Source organism: Schaalia cardiffensis F0333 (genome assembly GCF_005886435.1).
In the GTDB taxonomy this organism is placed as follows: domain Bacteria; phylum Actinomycetota; class Actinomycetes; order Actinomycetales; family Actinomycetaceae; genus Pauljensenia; species Pauljensenia cardiffensis.
In genome coordinates this window covers 1,254,949-1,272,569 of sequence record NZ_CP040505.1, presented here as the reverse complement: position 1 = coordinate 1,272,569, position 17,621 = coordinate 1,254,949, and the positions used below count along the sequence as shown (strand labels likewise).

Genomic DNA, 17,621 nt, shown 5'->3' with positions numbered 1-17,621 from the left:
AGCCCCCGAACTCACAGCGAAGCCCGGGGTTCCTCGCCTCGAATCCTCCAGCGCTCGACATGCGACTGGTCGTCCCAGAACTCTCGGTAGGTGCCACCGGCTTCGTAGAGCTCTTCGTGCGAGCCGAGTGCTTCCACAGCTCCATCGCGAAGAACAAGGATGCGGTCGGCTCGACGAATCGTGGAGAGACGATGAGCGATGACGACAACGGAGCGTCCCGCGGACAGCTCCGCCAAAGCGGAGGTCACGGAGGCTTCATTCACGCCGTCCAAGGCGCTCGTCGCCTCATCGAGGAGAAGAACCGGGGAGTCCTTGAGGAAAGCACGAGCGATCGCAACCCTTTGCCTCTCCCCACCCGATAGGGCAGAGCCTCCCTCCCCGACGATGGTCTTCCACCCCTCGGGCAGGCGCTCGACGACTTCGCTGAGTCCGGCTCGCTCGGCGGCCTCAACAAGTTCCGCGTCACTCGCAGTGGGACGGCCGATCCGCACATTCTCCTCGATTGAGGTATTGAAGAGGTAGACCTCCTGGAACACCATCGAGATCCGCTGCATGAGAACCTCATTCGAGATTTCTCTGACATCGGGCCCACCAAGGCGAATCGCACCGGAATCCACATCCCAAAAACGGGCGATGAGACGAGCAAGAGTCGACTTGCCCGAACCTGAGGGGCCGACGAGCGCTGTGATGGAGCGACCCGGCAGAGCCTGATCGAGATCTGTGATGACGGGAGTGCCATCCACGTAGGCGAAATCAACATGATCGAACTCGAGGTCGAAAGGATCTGCGGGGACAAGGGCCTGAGATTCATCGACCTTGGGCAGAAGGGGCGCATGCACGATCGAGGCGATGTCCTCGAGAGCAACGCGGGCCTCGTGGAGGGGATCGACGTAGAAGGCGAGCATGCCGATTGGCTCGGCGAAACGGACCGCCATGAGCGACAAGGCGATGAACACGCCCGGCTCCAAGACGCCGCCGAGGACCTGGAAGGCGGCGACGCCCACGGCGAGGAGGAGGGAAGCCACGACTGAGGCATGGAAAAGGGAAGCTGCGGGGCCCTTCGCCTGGCCCGCCCTTTGCGTCGTTTCATGCTCGCGTACGAAGCTCTGATTCAGCGGCTCCCACCCGTCCTTCAGACAATCCGTGGCACGCAAAACCGCCTGGAGGCGGGCGAACTCGAGGATCCTCGTGCTCAGATCCTGCATGGCCGCCTCTTCGGCGGCATGCTCGCGCACCACACTGCGAGCGAGGAGGCGTAGGGCAATGATGCACAGCGGAATGCAGGCCGCCATGGCGAGCGCCATCTTCCAGTCGTAGATGAGGGCGGCGAGGAGGAGCGTGAAGGCCGTCCCTGCCATTGAGGCGAGTTTAGGCACAACGATCGAGGGCAGATGAGACAGGAGGGAGATGCTCGTTGAGGTCGCCGTCGTCACCCGGCCGGCCGAGTTCGCGTCGAACCACCCCAGGGGCAGTGCCTGGACTCGCGAGCCGACTTTGCGGATCAGGTCTCCGCATATGTCGAAGGACGCGACTTTGAAGGCCGTGACGGAACCGATCATCGACAGGGCCATGGAGGCACCGATCGCAAGGAGCTCCATGATGAGCCAGCGAGCTTCAACCCGCCCCGAGTCGAGGAAAGAGGAAAGGAAAGGGACAAGCAGAGCGAGAGCAAGTCCCTGGAATGCGCCAGAGAGGACATGAGAGACGATCGTGATGATCATCGAGCGAGGAGAGTCAATGAGCGAGAAGAGCAAAGAGATCATTGCTGTGCCTTCCACAGTGCCGCATAGGTGCCGTCGAGCGCGAGGAGCTCGGCGTGGGTGCCGCGCTCAACGATCCGCCCCGAATCAAGGACGAGGATTTGGTCGGCGTCAACGATGGTGGACAAACGGTGGGCGATGACGATGGTGGTCCGCCCCCTCGACAGTGCTCCGAGTGCTTCTTGAATGCGCCGCTCGGAGTGAGGGTCGGCCTGTGCAGTCGCCTCATCGAGGAGAAGCACTGGCGCGTTGGAGAGGAAAGCTCGGGCCAGTGCGACGCGCTGAGCTTCACCCCCTGAGAGGTGAACCCCCTCGGTACCAATAATGGAGTCGTAGCCTTCGGGCAGTTCGAGAATGCGTTCGTGGATGCGTGCCGAGCGGGCGGCGGCTTCAACCTCCTCGTGGATCGCCGAGGGGCGGGCGAGGAGGATATTCGCCTTCACCGTGTCGGCGATGAGTCCCCCGTCTTGGAGGACGATGGCGAGTTCGGAGAGCAGAGCCGAGCTTGGCAGCTCGGTGATGGGGATGCCTCCAATGAGGATCCTCCCCTCGTTGACATCCCAGAATCTGGCGATGAGCTTGACGAGTGTCGACTTGCCGGACCCTGAAGGACCGACGATGGCGGTGACCTGACCTGCGGGGAAGACGGCGTTGACGTCTGAAAGGACTTCGGGGGAGTCTTCCTGGTAGCGGAAAGAGACCTTCTCGAATACGACCTCCGCGGGCGCCTCGGGATCAAGAGATTGGGGATGGGAGGGCTCGGGCAACTGGGGGAGTCCGAGAATCTGGCCGATCCTTTCGGCCGCATCCCGGCCCTGAGCGATGAGGTGGACAAGGGGGACGACGGAGTCGAGGCCCGCAGGAAGTGTGACGCCGACGAGGAGGAAAGGCACGATGAGGATGGGCTCGATGACTCCTATGAAAGCGAGCGCTGTGCCGCCGATGATGATGGGGGCGAGCATCCCGGCGGGGGAGATGAGAACGAGAAGGATCGCCATGGGCTTGCCCGGCCCTTTGATCCACTCGTAGGAGGCAGTGGTGTAGCGCTCGAGGGCGTTCGAGAAGCGCTTGAAAAGGGTGCCCGACAGGCCGAAGGCTTTGACGGTGGCGATACCATCGACCATTTCCACGGTGGAGGAGGCAAGGTCCTTTTCCGCTTCGGTGAACTCCGCGATCCCGGAGGCGGGGGTGAACATCATGGCGATCGTGAAGATCGTCAAGGAGATGAGGACCCAGGCGATGATGATGAGGGCGTAGGCCCAGGACAGGGAGAACAGGTAGATCGAGCCGAGGAGGAGAGTGCCGAGGGCGGCACCGAGGTCGGTCCCCAGGTGGGCGATGATCGTGTGGATCTTCGTGACATCCTCGGCAATGATTGTGCGCACTCGGCCCGAGGATTCCTTGACGAACCAGCCTAAGGGGAGGGCGCTGACATGACGGGAGATGCGTTCGCGAAGGTCGCGCCGGAATCGGAACTCGATGTAGTGCGCGTATCCGGTCGCCCCGTGGGAGAGGATGTGGGCGCTTGCCAATCCGAGGAGGATCATCGAGAGCCAGAACCAGATCTCTTCGGTGCTCAAAGAGGCTTCGAGCGCTTCAGTTGCGAGGCGGGTAACGGCGATGGGGGACAGAAGAGTGAAGCCTGCGGAGAGGAAACCGCAGGTGAAGACCGCCGCGAGTGGGACGCGGACGGGGCGTAGGAGCTGTGAGAGTGTGATTGGTGGTGTCATGAGTTTTCAGGAGCGAGTGGGGGTCAAGACGAAGCCGGAGTCCCACATGAATCTCACGAGGACGACGGTGGCGGTGAAGGCGCAGATGAGGAGGAGCGTGTCGCGTCGGCGCCAGGAAAAGTCGGAGCGTTCAGTTCGCCGGGGGTAGGCTCCGAAGGCGCGAGCATCCATGGACATGGAGACTCTTTCCGCGTGGCGGATGGCTCCGGCGATGAGAGCGGGAGCGGATCTGAGCCATCGCAGCCCCGTTTCGAGGATGGGTAGATCGAAGCTGGAGCCGCGAAGGAGGTGGGCTTCGCGGATCGCACGGTGCTCACGGCGCAGGAGGCTTGTAAATCCGAGGGCCGCGATTCCGGCCTGCCCGATTCGCGAGGGCATGCGCAGGTGCACAACGAAGGCACGGATCGTGTCGGAAGGATCGGATAAGAGGCCTGCGAGGAGGATGAGCGCGAGGATTGCGCCAATGCGCGCCGAGACGTTGAAAGCGGAGTTCCAATGCTCGGGCGAGAACCAGGGCCAAGCGGTGAACAGGCTCGCGTCATCGTGGAGGTTCACGCTTGGGGGCGCGCTCGCACAGCCGAGGGTGAGGAGCACGATGAACAGGAGGAGGAAAAGGAGGCTGAGGGAGCCGCGTCGAGCTTGAGCGACGAGGAGCATGGGGGCGACGAGGACGAGGATGAGGGCAGCTGGATGCCAAGAGAGGCTGGTTCCAGTGAGCGCGATGAGGGGGAGGATCGCCACGAGGGGAGCGAGAGGATCGAACCGGACGCGGCCTGCAAGGCCCGGTATGACGGGCTCTGGTGGTGCAAGCACAAGCGACTGGGGCACTGGCGCACTCGGGGCGTGGTCTTCGAGCCTGTCTTGAGGGGAAGAGGAGCCCACAAGCTTCGGATGCGCTCGAAAATCGGATTGGGCGCGCGTATCGATGAGAGTCATAGGCGACGGTCCTTTGAAGTTGTCCTCAGATCGGGAACGTCCTTCCAGGACGTCCATGCGGGCACAGGAATCCCCCGCCGACGCGCTGAGGCGCACAAGCGAGCCAGGGGAGTGGGAATAAGTCCACAAGATTCGAGGAGCTGTTCGTCTCCCATAAGCGCTGTCGTGTCACCTGAGCCTGCGATCCGTCCCGCACAGAGGATGAGGACCCGGTCGGCACAGGAGGCAGCGAGTTCGAGATCGTGGGTGGCGAAGAGGACAGAACCTCCACTGCGGGCGAAGTTACGCATATGAGTCATGAGAGCGTCGATCGAATGTTCATCTTGTCCGAAAGTCGGCTCGTCGAGGAGCAGAAGGTCTCGCGGGACCGTTAATGCGGCTGCGACGCTCAGTCGGCGCTTCTGCCCGCCTGAGAGGGTGAAGGGATTGTCCTCGGCCAAGTCTTTGAGCCCGTATTCCTCGAGAAGTGAGGCGATGACCTGGTCGATCCGTTCCTGAGGGTGTCTCGCGAGCCTCATGGAATGGGCGAGTTCATTGCGCACGGAGGAAGTGACGAACTGGTGCTCGGGGTTCTGAGTGACGAGGGTCGCCGCTTTTCGCAGACTCCTGGGCCGATTCCAGCCCGTGAGTTCTTCGCCGTGGACACGGATGGTGCCCGAAGCGGGTTTTTCGAGTCCGACGAGGCTGCGCAGGAGCGTTGTCTTTCCTGATCCGTTCGCTCCGAGGAGGGCGATCATTTCCCCGGGGAAGATATCGAGGTCGATTCCTTTGAGGATCTGCGTTGAGCCCCGATTGACTTCGAGTGAGCGCAGGGAAAGAACAGGAGGCGGGGTCTGCTCGTGTTGAGGATCGAGGTTCCAGGCGGTGCTGTGCTTCAGCCCTGCGCCCGACAGTGGGGGGTGCGCCTGTTGAGGAGCATGCTCGGGTAAATTGTGAGTGTTCACGCCCGCTCTCGTGTCGCGCCGATTCTCTTGTGTGCCCTCGTCATTGAAGCGTTGACGGCCTTGCGAAGCTGGAGAGGCGTCCTCGTTCTCCTTGGTGTGCGTGGAGTGGACGAGGCGTGATAGGGGCAGGGAGGCGAGCATCTTGACGGCGGCTTGGGGGTGAAGGGGCGGGCGCTCGAGGCCTAGGCGCAGACCGAGGGTAATGGCTGTGGGGACGCGGATCCCGGCTGAAACGAGTTCGCGGGCATGATCGGAGAAGACCTCTTCGGGGCGGCCCTGGGCGATCAGCGCGCCCGTGGCGTCCAGGGCATAAACCGCGTCGACCCGGTGCGCGAGTTCATCGAGGGTGTGTTCGACGATGAGGATGCTTGTTCCCTCGTCCATGACGGTGAAGAGCGCATCGTGGAAGTCTTGTGCGGAGGCCGGATCGAGGTTCGCAGTCGGCTCGTCGAGGATGAGCAGACGCGGCTCGAGGGCGAGTGCTCCTGCGAGGACGACGCGCTGACGCTGACCTCCCGACAGAGTCCACGGGTCGCGTTCAGCCAAATGTGCGATGCGCAGGAAGTGGAGTGCACGGCTTGCGCGCTCAATGATCTCTTCTCGCTCCATGCACAAGTTCTCGAGGGCGTAGCACACTTCGTCCCAGACGCATTTCGTGACGATCTGCGCGTCCGGATCCTGCATGACGATCCCGACGAGCCTGGAAAGTTCAGCAATATCGGTGTCCGCCACTTCGAGGCCCTTGACGAGGATCGACCCGCGGTAGGAGGAGGGCACAGAGTGAGGGATGAGCCCGTTCAGGGTGAGGGAGAGACTCGACTTCCCACAGCCGGAGGGGCCGATGAGCAAAGTGGAGGTGCCCTCTTCGAGGGTGAGACTCAGCGGGGTGCGTGGGATCCTTTGCTCGCAGCCGTGGTATTGGACGCTCGCCTCGATGAGACGGGCGAGCGTACTCACTGCTTCACTCCGACTCCGGCTCGAGCGAGCCTGCGCTTGAGAAGGAGCGCGAGGGCGAGAGTGAGATAGCAGGAGGCGAGGGAGAAAACGATCCCGAGGCTGAACTGCAGGGAGTCCTGGGCGATGTGGTAGGCGCTGCCGTACATGGTGGAGTTGAATCCGCCGAAGATGGTCGCACCGATCGCGTGAACCCACCAGCTCCATTTCCTGTAGAGGAAGAGGAGAACGGGAATCTCAAGGAAAGCGGCGCCGATGAGGTTGCCGATGATCGCCGAGGGCCCCAGGGGTGTGGTGAAAGTGGCAATGATACCCATAAGGAGGCCTGCGACGAGGAAGGCTCCGGGGCGGGGGACGAAGAGGCCGGGCAGGAGGTAGGCGATGTACCAGGCCCCCATGAGGGCGCACAAGATGATCAGAGCGCGTGGGGTTGTCGCAAAGACCGGGGTGAAGATCGAGAGGGGAACAACGAGGAGGGAACCGACGAGGCTGAGCGCTGCGATCGTCATGAGGTTTCGAGTGCCGAGAACGGAGTTACGCACACCCGAGTGCTTGGAGGTGTGGATGTGCTCTGCGAGGTCCGACATGGTGTTCCTTAGCCGATGATCAGTGTGGATGACCCCACATTCATAACAGCTAAGGGCGACCTAAGTAAAGTGAGGGTCAACAAATGAAAAGCGGTTCCACCCCTTCGCGGCTTCTCTCTTGTTTTCCGAACTCCTCGTGTTACACGCGTTCAACTATCGGACCCAGACTGCTGCCCGCTCGACGATCATGAGCACAATGCGTGTATGACGCACACAGCCTTTGCCGCCCGACTCGGCAACGCGCGCGCCCGAATGCGCTCCTGACTCCTCCCCACGATCACCAGTGACCCCGCGCCACAAGGCGCACCCGGAGACAGGACCCACCATGACCCCGCCCGACGAGGCGTACGCGACCCCCTGCACACACGAGCACGAGCCTTCCCTCATCTCATTCGAAGTGATGCCGCCGCGTGTGCCCTCGGCCGCCCCGAAGTTCTGGCACACAATCGACGAACTCCTCACCGCCCGTCCCGACTTCCTTTCCGTCACCTACGGGGCCGGAGGGAAAGACCGCTCGAGTGCCCGCGAAGTCGTCGCCGAACTCGCCCGCAACGCGCCCGTCCACCCGATCGCCCACATCACCTGCGTCGGCAACTCAACCGTCGACGTCCTCGACGCCGTCGCCGACGCGCTCGACTCAGGAACACGGACCTTCCTCGCACTGCGGGGCGACCCTCCGGCCGATGACCCCGACTGGGAGCCAGAAGCCGGGGGAGTCCGATCCGCCATCGAACTCATCCACCTCATCCGCACCGTCGAAAAACGGCGCTGCGACTACCACCCCGCAGAAGCCCTGCGTGCCGCCTTCGCGCCCCTCACCATTGCCGTCGCAGCCTTCGCCGCAGGCAACCCCGCAGCGGGGACAAGCCCGCAGCAGGAGGCCGAGCGCCTCCTGCTCAAACAAGCCGCAGGCGCAAACTTCGCGATTACGCAACTTTTCTGGGAGGCCGACACTTACCTGTCCTTCGTTGAGCGCTGCCGTCGCCTCGGCGTCACGATCCCCATCGTCCCCGGGATCCTCCCACCGACCGAGCTCGCCCGCCTCAAGCGCGTCACTGAACTATCCGGTATTGAAGTCCCACCCCACATTGTCGACACCCTCTCAGGGGCACAGGACCCCGAGAGTCGACACGAGCTCGGGGTCGGTCTTGCAGCCAGCCTCGCCGATGAGGTCGTCAAAGGAGGAGCCCCCGGCGTGCACCTCTTCACCTTCAACAAGGCGCGTCCCGCCCTGGACATCCTCTCTCGGCTCGGCCACGGCCCCACGCCCTTTCCCGAATCCGGACGCCTCGGTGCCTCCGTCACCGAGTGACCCCATCATCCACTGATCGACTGAACACAGCGGCGCCTCGGCGTCGCCCCCCGAACCCCCGCACTCACCACAGGAGAGCCAAGCATGACGACCTTCCCCGCAGCAACGATCCTCGGCTACCCCCGCATTGGGAGGAACCGAGAACTGAAGAAAGCACTCGAAGCCCATTGGGCCGGACGGACGAGCGCCGAAGAGCTCCTCAAAGCCGAAGCCGAGCTGCGACAGGCAAACCTCGCGCGCCTCGTCGAACTCGGCCTGCGCGCCCAGGACGCCTCCCTTCCGGAGAACTCCTCCCTCTACGACCAGGTCCTCGACGTGACAAGCCTGCTCGGAGCCGTGCCCGCGCGCTTCGAGGGCCGGCGCGGACTCGAACTCCACTTCGCCCTCGCCCGCGGCGACCAGGGGAGCGCGCCGGAGGAGATGACGAAATGGTTTGACACGAACTACCACTACCTCGTCCCTGAGATCGGCCCCAATACCCCGATCTCCTACGCCGATGACCGCTACGTCGAACGTTTCCTCGAAGCGAAGAACTGGGGCTATCTCACCCGCCCCGTCATCGTCGGCCCCGTCACCTACCTCGCCCTCGCGAAAGCAGACGAGCAGGCGCCCGAAGGCTACGACCCGCTCGAGCGCCTCCCTGAAGTCCAAGCCGTCTACGCCACGCTCCTCTCGCGCCTCGAGGAAGCGGGAGCGACCTGGGTTCAATTCGACGAACCCGCCCTCGTCTCCGACAACCTTTCGCGCACGAGGCTCGAGCTCGCCGAGTTCGCCAAATCGGCGTACACGGAATTGGCAGGCACTTCCAATCGCCCCAGAATCCTCGTCACCACGCCCTACGGGAACGGGCTCAGCGCACTGCCTGCGCTCGCGAGCTGCGGGGTCGAGGCGATCCATCTCGCCCTCGGACTCGGCGCCCTGCCCGAGCCGGGAACGCTCGACCTTGGCGGCGTCGACCTTGTTGTGGGCGCGATCGACGCCCGTTCGATCTGGCGCGCAGACCTTGCCCAGACGGCAGCACTCCTTGAAAAAGCGAAACTCCTCGGGGCCCGCTCGCTGTGCGTCGCGACGACGAACTCCCTCCAGCACGTGCCCCACGACACCGCCCTCGAAACCTGGGACGACCCCGAACTTGACGCGAACCTCCACGCTTGGCTCGCCTTCGCCGATCAGAAGGTCGGCGAGGTCGTTACCCTCGCGAAGGGAATCAACGAAGGATTCGACGCGATCGCCCCCCAGATCGAGGAATCCACCCGTATTCTTCGCGAGCGGGCCACAGCCCCTGGGGTTGTCCGCCCCGAGATCCGCGAACGGGTCGGCGCACTCGGCGAATCCGAACGCGCCCGGGCGCCCTATGGTGAACGGGCCGCGGCACAAGATGCGCGTCTCGCCCTGCCAGCCCTTCCGACGACGACCATCGGCTCTTTCCCGCAGACCACCGACATCCGCAAGGCGCGCGCAGCACACGCGAAGGGTACTCTCTCCGACGCCGACTATCGCGCCCGCATTGAGCGGGAGATCGCCGAGGTCGTGGCCCTCCAAGAAAAGCTCGGGCTCGATGTCCTCGTCCACGGTGAGGCCGAGCGCAACGACATGGTCCAGTACTTCGCCGAGCTCCTCGACGGATTCGCCGCCACTCGTAACGGCTGGGTCCAGTCCTATGGTTCGCGCTGCACCCGCCCCTCGATCCTGTGGGGCGACGTCGCCCGCCCGAAGGCGATGACCGTCGACTGGGCCGCTTTCGCCCAGTCGCTCACCGACAAGCCCGTCAAGGGAATGCTCACCGGCCCGGTGACGATCATTGCCTGGTCCTTTCCGCGCAATGACCTGGGGCTCGCCGAAGTTGCCGACCAGATCGGCCTCGCACTGCGTGACGAGGTCGAGGACCTCGAGGCCGCTGGAATCGCGATCATCCAGGTCGACGAGCCCGCCCTGCGTGAACTCCTCCCACTCGATGCCGAGGACCACGCTGACTACCTGCGCTGGTCGGTCGACTCCTTTAGGGTCGCAACCGCAGGCGTTCGACCCAATACACAGATCCACACCCACCTGTGCTACTCGGAGTTCGGGCAGATCATCGACGCGATCGCCGCCCTCGACGCTGATGTCACTTCGATCGAAGCGGCCCGCTCACGCATGGAGGTCCTCCCTGAACTCGCCGAAGCCGGTTTCGACCACGGCATCGGTCCGGGCGTGTGGGACATCCACTCGCCGCGCATCCCCTCGGTTGAGGAGATCCGCTCGCTCATCGACGCGGCCCTCGGCGCAATCCCGGCGAAGCGCCTGTGGATCAACCCCGACTGCGGCCTCAAGACCCGCGGCTACGAGGAGACCCTAGCCTCTCTTTCGCATCTCGTTGAGGCGACGAAGGAGGCTCGCGAAGCCCTCTGAGTCGGGGGAGCTTCGAAACATGGGACCTGCGCGCAATGATTGCGCGCTCTGACCTGGGAGGGGTTCGGCAGCGCCGGGCCCCTCCCGCGTGTCGCGCATGTCGTGTTCCACAGTCTCGACATGCGGTACTCGGCTGGCGTGGATGTTCAACGCAGGGCATACTCGTGGCCATGACGACTTTCGCCTGCATTATGCCCCGCAGCCTGTGCGGTTCCATGCGTGCGCGAATGTGTATCTGATCGACCCTCCCATCCCCAGTCGATCACTGCCGCCCTGAAGAAGGCCCCCATATGCCGGGTCCTGCGGCACCGAAGAATCGGATACACGACATGACCCTCGTCAACACCCCCTCCACGTCCAGCATTGATCTCGACGCTGCCCCGCAGACAAGTTTCGAAGAGTTTGTCGACATTCTCGCCGGCCTGCGCCTCACGCCCGCCCATGTCGAGTTTGACATCGACCGCGGAACCTTGGATATCCACGGCGGACGCATCGAGCTATGCGCAAAAGAACTTGAACTGCTCGGCTATTTGGCGAAGAACGCCGACCGCACCGTGAGTCGCGAAGAGCTTCACGACACCGTCTGGCACGGCTCAGGCCTGGACTCCTCCTCGCGCACCATTGACGCGCATATTCGGCGTCTGCGCAAGAAGATCGAGGGCGCCCCCGAACTCATCACTACCCTGCGTGGCCAGGGATACCGCTTCAACTCCGCTCCCGGGGTCCGAGTCAAGTCCTTCAGGGTTCACACCCTCGCCGCGTGATCCGCGCAGGCGGTCACTGAGGAGCCCGCACACGAAGAGCATCATCATGCGGCGAATGAGGTGCACAAGGGGATGCGAGGAAGTAGCCCGCACACGAAGAGCCGCAAGCATGGAAAAGCAGGGGAAGAGCACAAGATGAAGTGGCCCCTCCTCCACCTGGGAAGATCCGCACACAGGCAGGAGGAACGGCGATAGGGTGAGGGGCCGAAGTCGAGACGAAGGCTTAGACCAGCAGGCGGAAGATCTCCGAATCAGCAGGCACTTCTTCGACGTGAAGAGGGGAGTCCTCCATGCGTCGGCGCAGCCCATCAATGTCACTCTTGAACGCGATGTCAATGCCGACGAGTGCCGGCCCCGACTCCCGGTTGTTCTTCTTCGTGTATTCGAAGTGAACGATGTCGTCGCTCGGGCCCAGAACATCTTCGAGGAACATGCGCAAGGCTCCCGGCTGCTGGGGGAAGGTGACGAGGAAGTAGTGGCGCAAGCCCTCGTGGCGAAGCGAACGCTCCATGACCTCCGCGTAGCGGGTGAGATCGTTGTTGCCTCCCGACACGATCGCAAGGAGCGCCCCATCGGATCGGCCAAGAATCTTCAGACGCTGCTCGGGGCTTGCCAAATGCTCGTGAATCGCACACGAGGCCAAAGCGCCCGCAGGCTCGGCGATGATCCCCTCGGATTGGTAAAGGCTGAGCATCTCTGTGCACACAGCCCCCTCGGGGACGAGGAGCACATCGTCGACGAGACGGCGGACCGTGTCGAAAGCAAGGGAACCGGCGCGGCCAACGGCGGTGCCGTCCACGAAAGGATCCACTCTCTCCAGCTTCACGGGCTCGCCCTCGTCCAGTGCGGCGCGCATTGAGGCCGCCCCCTCGGGCTCGACGCCGATGACGCGAATCTCGGGGCGCGCGTGCTTGAGCCAGGTCGCGATACCCGCGAGAAGACCCCCACCGCCAACGGGGACGAGGACTGCGGCCGTGTCGGCGGGAAGCTGATCGCACAACTCCACGGCGATCGTGCCCTGACCGGCGATCGTCAGCGGATCATCATAGGGGTGGACGTAGATCCGGCCGGTTGAACGAGCAGCTTCTTGAGCGAGGGCATTCGCCTTGTCGAAAGTGCCATTCACGATCACCTGCTCAACCCAGTCCCCGCCGATCACTGCAATGCGGTTGCGCTTTTGCCGGGGAGTGTTCGACGGCAGGTAGATCGTCCCATGAACCCCCAGAGTCTGACAGGCATAGGCAACGCCCTGGGCGTGATTGCCCGCCGAGGCGCACACGACGCCGCGTTCGCGCTCGACAGGGGACAAGGCACTCATACGGGCGAAAGCACCACGAACCTTGAAAGAGCGGCACCGTTGCTGGTCTTCACGCTTGAGAAGAACTTCAACCCCGGTGTGCTCACAAAGTCGCGCGGAAGAGAAGAGCTCGGTCTCATGCACGACCCCGCGAAGGATGGCAGCGGCGTCCTCAATATCCTGGGGAGTCGCTCCCGGTGTGGACCAGGGTGTGGCCGTATCACTCATCTTCTCCTCCTTCAACGAAGTAAACGCCCGCAAACTCTTCAGGAGTCTAGTGGCCTCTTCGCCGAACCAGGTGGCGCGCTCAGCCCGTGAGCATGCGCGACTTAAACTAGTGGGCATGACTGCACAGCTCAAGGATCCTCTCGTCTGGATCGACTGCGAAATGACCGGCCTCGATGTGCACAAGGATGCACTGGTCGAGGTCGGAGTCGTCATCACCGACGCAGATCTCAAGATCGTCGATAAGGGAATCGATGTCCTCATCAAACCGCCAGCCGCAGCGCTGGAGAACATGAACGATTTCGTGAGAAACATGCACACTACTTCGGGCCTCCTTGACGAACTCGAAGGTGGCCTGAGCCTCGAAGAAGCCACTGGGCAAGTCCTCGACTACATTCGCCGCTTCGTCCCCGAGCAGGGCAAGGCCCTCTTGGCGGGCAATTCCGTCGGAACGGACAAGATGTTCCTCGAGGCCTACATGCCCAGCGTCATCGACCACCTCCACTACCGCATCGTTGACGTTTCCTCCGTCAAGGAACTCGCCAAGCGCTGGCACCGGCGGGCCTTCGAGAACGCGCCCGTGAAGCACGGGGGCCACCGGGCGCTCGCGGACATTCTTGAATCCATTCAGGAACTCGAGTACTACCGTCGTGTCCTTTTCCCCGCTGAACCTGTGACTCGCGCTCAGGCGAAGGCTGCGCTCAAGGATGCTCTCGCCTTGAAGATCCCCGCGATCGGCGAGGACGAGTAGTCCTGCGCTGATTAGGACGAGGGGCTGCGATTGTGTTGCCCCTCGTCTTCGTGCGCTCCCGCATTCGCCGTCTCGGCATCCTCTTCCCCGTCCCGGCCTCATCTTGTCTCTCTGTTTTCGTCCACAGTCCAGGGCCCCCTTGTTCTGGATCCACAAGGGGAGGCACGGACAGCCGCCTGCGTTTCCTGCCTGGTGGATTCTGAGTTCACTCAAACTCGCCGACAAGGAATCGGCATGGAGCGACAAGGAGGAATCATGAGCGACACCACCATCACACTGCGCGGACGCGTCGGAACAGACCTGGCGGCGACCCGAACGAAGAACGGACAGATGACCGTTCGTTTTCGTCTGGCAGTCACCAACTGGTTTGCTTCGGCGGACGGAGTCCTCACTCAAGGACGCACTCATTGGTACACGGTCCGAGCCTGGGAGCGTCTCGCCGAGAACGTCTTCCAATCCTTGAGGAAGGGCGAACCCGTCATCGTCGTAGGGCGGCCCACGGCGAACGCGTGGATCGCTAAAGATGATGGTCTCGCCCGATCGGAACTCGTTATTACCGCCCAGTCGATCGGCCACGATCTTGCCAATGGTCGGGCGCGCTATGAAAAAAGGGAAAGGCATTGGCTCGAGCGGGACAATGGCGACCCCAGCTCGGGTGAAGTTGAAGCAGGAGAGTTGAACGCGCCTCCCTCGCCTCTTGAAGAGGTCTCTCCATCCTTGAGTTCTTCGCCGGTCCAGGACGCTAAGTTCATGCGCCCCGCACTGCCCGGAGAAGATGAGGTGCTGTGCGGTACGGCTCAAGAGGAATCCTCCCCGCTGCTTGCCCCGATCAGCCCGAACGAGGACGTCGGGGACGCGGAGCGAAGCGCCTTTGCAGGTCAAGCATCGACTTCAGGAAAGGCCGTGGAAGAGGAAGCACAGGAGTCCCCTGCGGATCTCAATGTCGTGGGGATGCGCTACGAGTGAAGGACCAAGGTGTTTGAGGAGTGCGCAGCACGAGTAGTGCAGTGGCTTCGTGGTCATGGCCACGCTCCCGGAGGGCAGTGGGAGGGGTTCAAAAGCCGGGGCGTGTCCTAGCATGGAGGGGATAAGGCGGCGCTGGCGTCGCACACCCACCACCTTGGACGGAGACCAGTGGCTGAGTACATCTACCAGATGATTAAGGCTCGTAAGGCGCACGGGGACAAAGTGATCCTCGACGACGTCAGCATGTCCTTCTTCCCGGGCGCGAAGATCGGCATGGTCGGTCCGAACGGTGCGGGCAAGTCCTCGATCCTCAAGATCATGGCCGGGCTCGACGAACCGAGCAATGGCGAGGCTCGCCTCACTGCCGGATACACAGTCGGCATCCTCGAGCAGGAACCGAAACTTGACGAGTCGAAGACCGTGATCGAGAACGTGCGCATGGGCGCCGGTGAGATCTACTCGAAGCTTCAGCGCTTCAACGAGATCTCTGAGGAGATGGCGAACCCGGACGCGGATTTCGACTCCCTTATGGAGGAGATGGGCACACTCCAAGACGCCCTCGACGCCGCTAACGCCTGGGACATCGACTCCCAGCTTGAGCAGGCGATGGATGCTCTGCGCTGCCCGCCTGCGGACCAGCCCGTCAATGTGCTCTCCGGCGGTGAGCGCCGTCGTGTTGCACTGTGCAAGCTCCTCATTGAGGCTCCGGACCTGCTCCTCCTCGACGAGCCGACGAACCACCTGGATGCCGAGTCCGTGCTGTGGCTCGAAAAGCACCTGTCGACCTACGCGGGCGCCGTCATTGCCGTCACCCACGACCGTTACTTCCTCGATCACGTCGCCGGTTGGATCGCCGAGGTCGACCGCGGCCACCTCTACCCCTATGAGGGCAACTACTCGACCTACCTTGAAACGAAGGAAAAGCGTCTGCAGGTTCAGGGGCAAAAGGACGCGAAGCTCGCGAAGCGCCTCAAGGAAGAACTCGAGTGGGTTCGTTCGAATCCGAAGGGCCGCCAAGCGAAGTCGAAGGCTCGTCTTGAACGCTACGAGGAGATGGCTGCCGAGGCCGAGCGCACTCGTAAGCTCGACTTCGAGGAGATTCAGATCCCGCCGGGCCCGCGTTTGGGTTCTGTCGTCATCGAAGCGAAGGATCTGAAGAAGGGTTTTGGAGAGCGCACTCTCATTGAGGGCCTTTCTTTCTCCCTCCCGCGCAATGGCATCGTTGGGGTCATCGGCCCGAACGGCGTGGGCAAAACGACCCTCTTCAAGACGATCGTCGGCCTCGAACCCCTTGATGGGGGAGAGCTCACGATCGGCGAGACAGTGAAGATCTCCTACGTGGATCAGAACCGGGCTGGTATCGACCCGGATAAGAGCCTGTGGGAGGTCGTCTCCGATGGTCTCGACTTCATCCAGGTCGGGAATGTGGAAATGCCCTCGCGCGCCTACGTTTCCGCATTCGGCTTCAAGGGGCCTGACCAGCAAAAGCCCGCGGGGGTCCTTTCCGGTGGTGAGCGCAACCGTCTCAACCTTGCGCTCACCCTCAAACAGGGCGGTAATCTTCTGCTCCTCGACGAACCCACGAACGACCTTGATGTCGAGACCCTCGGTTCCCTGGAGAATGCTCTCCTCCAGTTCCCCGGGTGTGCGGTCGTCGTCACCCACGACCGTTGGTTCCTTGACCGCGTTGCGACGCACATCCTCGCTTGGGAGGGCACTGAGGATAACCCGGCCCAGTGGTACTGGTACGAGGGCAACTTCGAGTCCTATGAGAAGAACAAGATTGAACGCCTCGGCCAGGAGGCTGCCGCTCCGCATCGTGTGACGCACCGCAAGCTCACGCGAGACTGATCTTCGTCCCAGAAGTACGCAATCGTGGGGTCGAGGCTCATGCCTCGGCTCCACGTGCTTTTCAGATCAGCTGGGTCAAAGCCGGGCAGTGCGGGCTTTCCCAGGTCAACACAATCTCAGCGGGACGCTACTCGTGAAGACACAGACGCAGGGGCGCGCGGGACACGGGTCGAGGTGGGGGCTGGCGTTTTAAGCGAAGCTCAGCTGTGAGGCGCCCGTCTTCGGATCGATCCCAAAACCCCAACGGCCAGACCCCTTTCGCCCGTGACCCGGGATTCGCAGCATTCCCTGCTGGGTGGCCTCAGCGAGGAGGACGCCATTGCGAGTGAACACGCGGGTCGTGACCAGAGTCCGACCATTGTTGACATTCGTGCATTCGCCGTCGAAGAGGAGCCACTCATTGATATCGACATCGCGATGGAACCACATTGCATGGTCGAGAGAAGCTGCGGACATGCCCGGTGTCATCCAGGAAAGCCCGAGGACACGCATTGCAGGTTCAAGCATGACCTGGTCAATGACATAGGCGAGCAGAGCGCGGTGGACGTGCTGATCCGCCCCTTGAGGAATGGTCGCACGCGGGCGCATCCACAGCTGTTGGCGATTCGAAGGATTCTCGTCGGCTTTCGTGTAGAGGGATTGTTGGACGTGGCGCACATCGAAGGCTGTGGTTTTACCGAGGAATCTGCCGACGGGGTGGTCGATCGCCCGGAAAATCTCAAATGCGCTCGGCAACTCTTCCGGTGGGGTGGCCTCGGGGGCTTCGCTGGTGAAGACGAGGCCGTCCTCGGGCCCCTGGTAGGAGGCCTGAAGTGCGAGAATCTCTTTGCCCTCCTGAAGGCACACGATGCGACGCAAAGAGAAGGAGCGTCCATCTCGTAGGCGTTCGACTCGCAGTTCGAAGGGGAGAGAAGGGGTGCCTCCGCGAGCGAAGTAGGTGTGAAAGGAATGGGGAAGTCGCGGCTTGTCCATTGTCGCGGCGGCGGCGATGAGGGCTTGAGCGATCACCTGTCCGCCGTAGACGCGGCGCACTTGGGGCAGTGAATGGGCGCGGAACAGGTCCTCACCGATTTCTTCAAGCGCGAGGATCCTCAAAACGGAGGCAACGGGCTCCTTCGAGATGATGGGGATGTCGACTGGACGAGTCATGCCC

At 62.7% G+C, this 17,621-nt stretch carries 13 protein-coding genes; 6 read left to right on the top strand and 7 right to left on the bottom strand.

Features of this window, described 5'->3' with window-relative positions; all coding sequences use genetic code 11:
- Positions 1–11: 11 nt before the first annotated feature.
- From FFA61_RS05275 to FFA61_RS05255, 5 genes are read right to left on the bottom strand one after another with little or no spacing between them, the layout of a single operon-like run.
- The gene (locus FFA61_RS05275; RefSeq protein WP_005964216.1) at positions 12–1,763 is read right to left on the bottom strand and encodes an ABC transporter ATP-binding protein; all 1,752 of its coding nucleotides are present in this window, start codon (positions 1,761–1,763) and stop codon (positions 12–14) included.
- Positions 1,760–3,490 (bottom strand): ABC transporter ATP-binding protein, encoded by a 1,731-nt coding sequence (locus tag FFA61_RS05270; RefSeq protein ID WP_005964214.1) that lies wholly within the window; start codon positions 3,488–3,490, stop codon positions 1,760–1,762. Before FFA61_RS05270 ends, FFA61_RS05275 begins: the two co-directional genes overlap by 4 nt.
- Before the next feature lie 6 nt (positions 3,491–3,496).
- Complete coding sequence (locus FFA61_RS05265; protein ID WP_005964212.1) at positions 3,497–4,426, bottom strand: energy-coupling factor transporter transmembrane component T; 930 nt, start codon at positions 4,424–4,426, stop codon at positions 3,497–3,499.
- Positions 4,423–6,327: an ABC transporter ATP-binding protein gene (locus FFA61_RS05260; RefSeq protein ID WP_005964210.1), complete on the bottom strand. Its 1,905-nt coding sequence runs from the start codon at positions 6,325–6,327 to the stop codon at positions 4,423–4,425. The genes FFA61_RS05265 and FFA61_RS05260 overlap by 4 nt, the downstream gene beginning before the upstream one ends.
- On the bottom strand, positions 6,324–6,911 hold the full coding sequence (locus FFA61_RS05255) for an ECF transporter S component (RefSeq protein ID WP_005964209.1): 588 nt from the start codon (positions 6,909–6,911) through the stop codon (positions 6,324–6,326). Before FFA61_RS05255 ends, FFA61_RS05260 begins: the two co-directional genes overlap by 4 nt.
- Before the next feature lie 325 nt (positions 6,912–7,236).
- Here FFA61_RS05255 and FFA61_RS05250 point away from each other — a divergent pair, with 325 nt between their 5' ends.
- The 3 genes from FFA61_RS05250 (at position 7,237) to FFA61_RS05240 (ending at position 11,378) form a co-directional block, all read left to right on the top strand.
- Entirely contained in the window at positions 7,237–8,223 is a 987-nt protein-coding gene (locus FFA61_RS05250) for a methylenetetrahydrofolate reductase (protein ID WP_005964207.1), read from the top strand.
- An 84-nt stretch (positions 8,224–8,307) separates the two neighbouring features.
- Positions 8,308–10,614: a 5-methyltetrahydropteroyltriglutamate--homocysteine S-methyltransferase gene (gene metE / locus FFA61_RS05245; RefSeq protein ID WP_005964205.1), complete on the top strand. Its 2,307-nt coding sequence runs from the start codon at positions 8,308–8,310 to the stop codon at positions 10,612–10,614.
- Positions 10,615–10,943: 329 nt separating this feature from the next.
- The gene (locus FFA61_RS05240; RefSeq protein ID WP_005964202.1) at positions 10,944–11,378 is read left to right on the top strand and encodes a winged helix-turn-helix domain-containing protein; all 435 of its coding nucleotides are present in this window, start codon (positions 10,944–10,946) and stop codon (positions 11,376–11,378) included.
- A gap of 223 nt (positions 11,379–11,601) precedes the next feature.
- Here FFA61_RS05240 and ilvA read toward each other — a convergent pair whose 3' ends face one another.
- Positions 11,602–12,903, bottom strand: a complete 1,302-nt coding sequence (gene ilvA, locus FFA61_RS05235; RefSeq protein ID WP_040314151.1) for a threonine ammonia-lyase IlvA — start codon at positions 12,901–12,903, stop codon at positions 11,602–11,604.
- A 160-nt stretch (positions 12,904–13,063) separates the two neighbouring features.
- On the opposite strand from ilvA, the gene orn reads away from it, so the two are divergent.
- From orn to ettA, 3 genes are all read left to right on the top strand, one after another.
- On the top strand, positions 13,064–13,651 hold the full coding sequence (orn, locus tag FFA61_RS05230; protein ID WP_040314335.1) for an oligoribonuclease: 588 nt from the start codon (positions 13,064–13,066) through the stop codon (positions 13,649–13,651).
- 255 nt (positions 13,652–13,906) lie between these two features.
- Positions 13,907–14,617 carry a single-stranded DNA-binding protein gene (locus tag FFA61_RS05225; RefSeq protein ID WP_165544471.1) on the top strand — a complete coding sequence of 237 codons (711 nt, stop codon included), beginning with the start codon at positions 13,907–13,909 and terminating at the stop codon, positions 14,615–14,617.
- A 168-nt stretch (positions 14,618–14,785) separates the two neighbouring features.
- Positions 14,786–16,468 (top strand): energy-dependent translational throttle protein EttA, encoded by a 1,683-nt coding sequence (ettA, locus tag FFA61_RS05220; protein ID WP_005964195.1) that lies wholly within the window; start codon positions 14,786–14,788, stop codon positions 16,466–16,468.
- A gap of 189 nt (positions 16,469–16,657) precedes the next feature.
- Here ettA and FFA61_RS05215 read toward each other — a convergent pair whose 3' ends face one another.
- On the bottom strand, positions 16,658–17,617 hold the full coding sequence (locus tag FFA61_RS05215; protein WP_005964193.1) for an acyl-CoA thioesterase: 960 nt from the start codon (positions 17,615–17,617) through the stop codon (positions 16,658–16,660).
- Positions 17,618–17,621: the final 4 nt, after the last annotated feature.

Coding starts and splice junctions, on each gene's coding strand:
- FFA61_RS05215 (WP_005964193.1), bottom strand. CDS start 17,617: ATGACTCGTCCAGTCGACATCCCCATCATCTCGAAGGAGCCCGTTGCC.
- ilvA (WP_040314151.1), bottom strand. CDS start 12,903: ATGAGTGATACGGCCACACCCTGGTCCACACCGGGAGCGACTCCCCAG.
- FFA61_RS05250 (WP_005964207.1), top strand. CDS start 7,237: ATGACCCCGCCCGACGAGGCGTACGCGACCCCCTGCACACACGAGCAC.
- FFA61_RS05240 (WP_005964202.1), top strand. CDS start 10,944: ATGACCCTCGTCAACACCCCCTCCACGTCCAGCATTGATCTCGACGCT.
- orn (WP_040314335.1), top strand. CDS start 13,064: ATGACCGGCCTCGATGTGCACAAGGATGCACTGGTCGAGGTCGGAGTC.
- FFA61_RS05270 (WP_005964214.1), bottom strand. CDS start 3,490: ATGACACCACCAATCACACTCTCACAGCTCCTACGCCCCGTCCGCGTC.
- FFA61_RS05225 (WP_165544471.1), top strand. CDS start 13,907: ATGAGCGACACCACCATCACACTGCGCGGACGCGTCGGAACAGACCTG.
- FFA61_RS05275 (WP_005964216.1), bottom strand. CDS start 1,763: ATGATCTCTTTGCTCTTCTCGCTCATTGACTCTCCTCGCTCGATGATC.
- metE (WP_005964205.1), top strand. CDS start 8,308: ATGACGACCTTCCCCGCAGCAACGATCCTCGGCTACCCCCGCATTGGG.
- FFA61_RS05265 (WP_005964212.1), bottom strand. CDS start 4,426: ATGACTCTCATCGATACGCGCGCCCAATCCGATTTTCGAGCGCATCCG.
- FFA61_RS05255 (WP_005964209.1), bottom strand. CDS start 6,911: ATGTCGGACCTCGCAGAGCACATCCACACCTCCAAGCACTCGGGTGTG.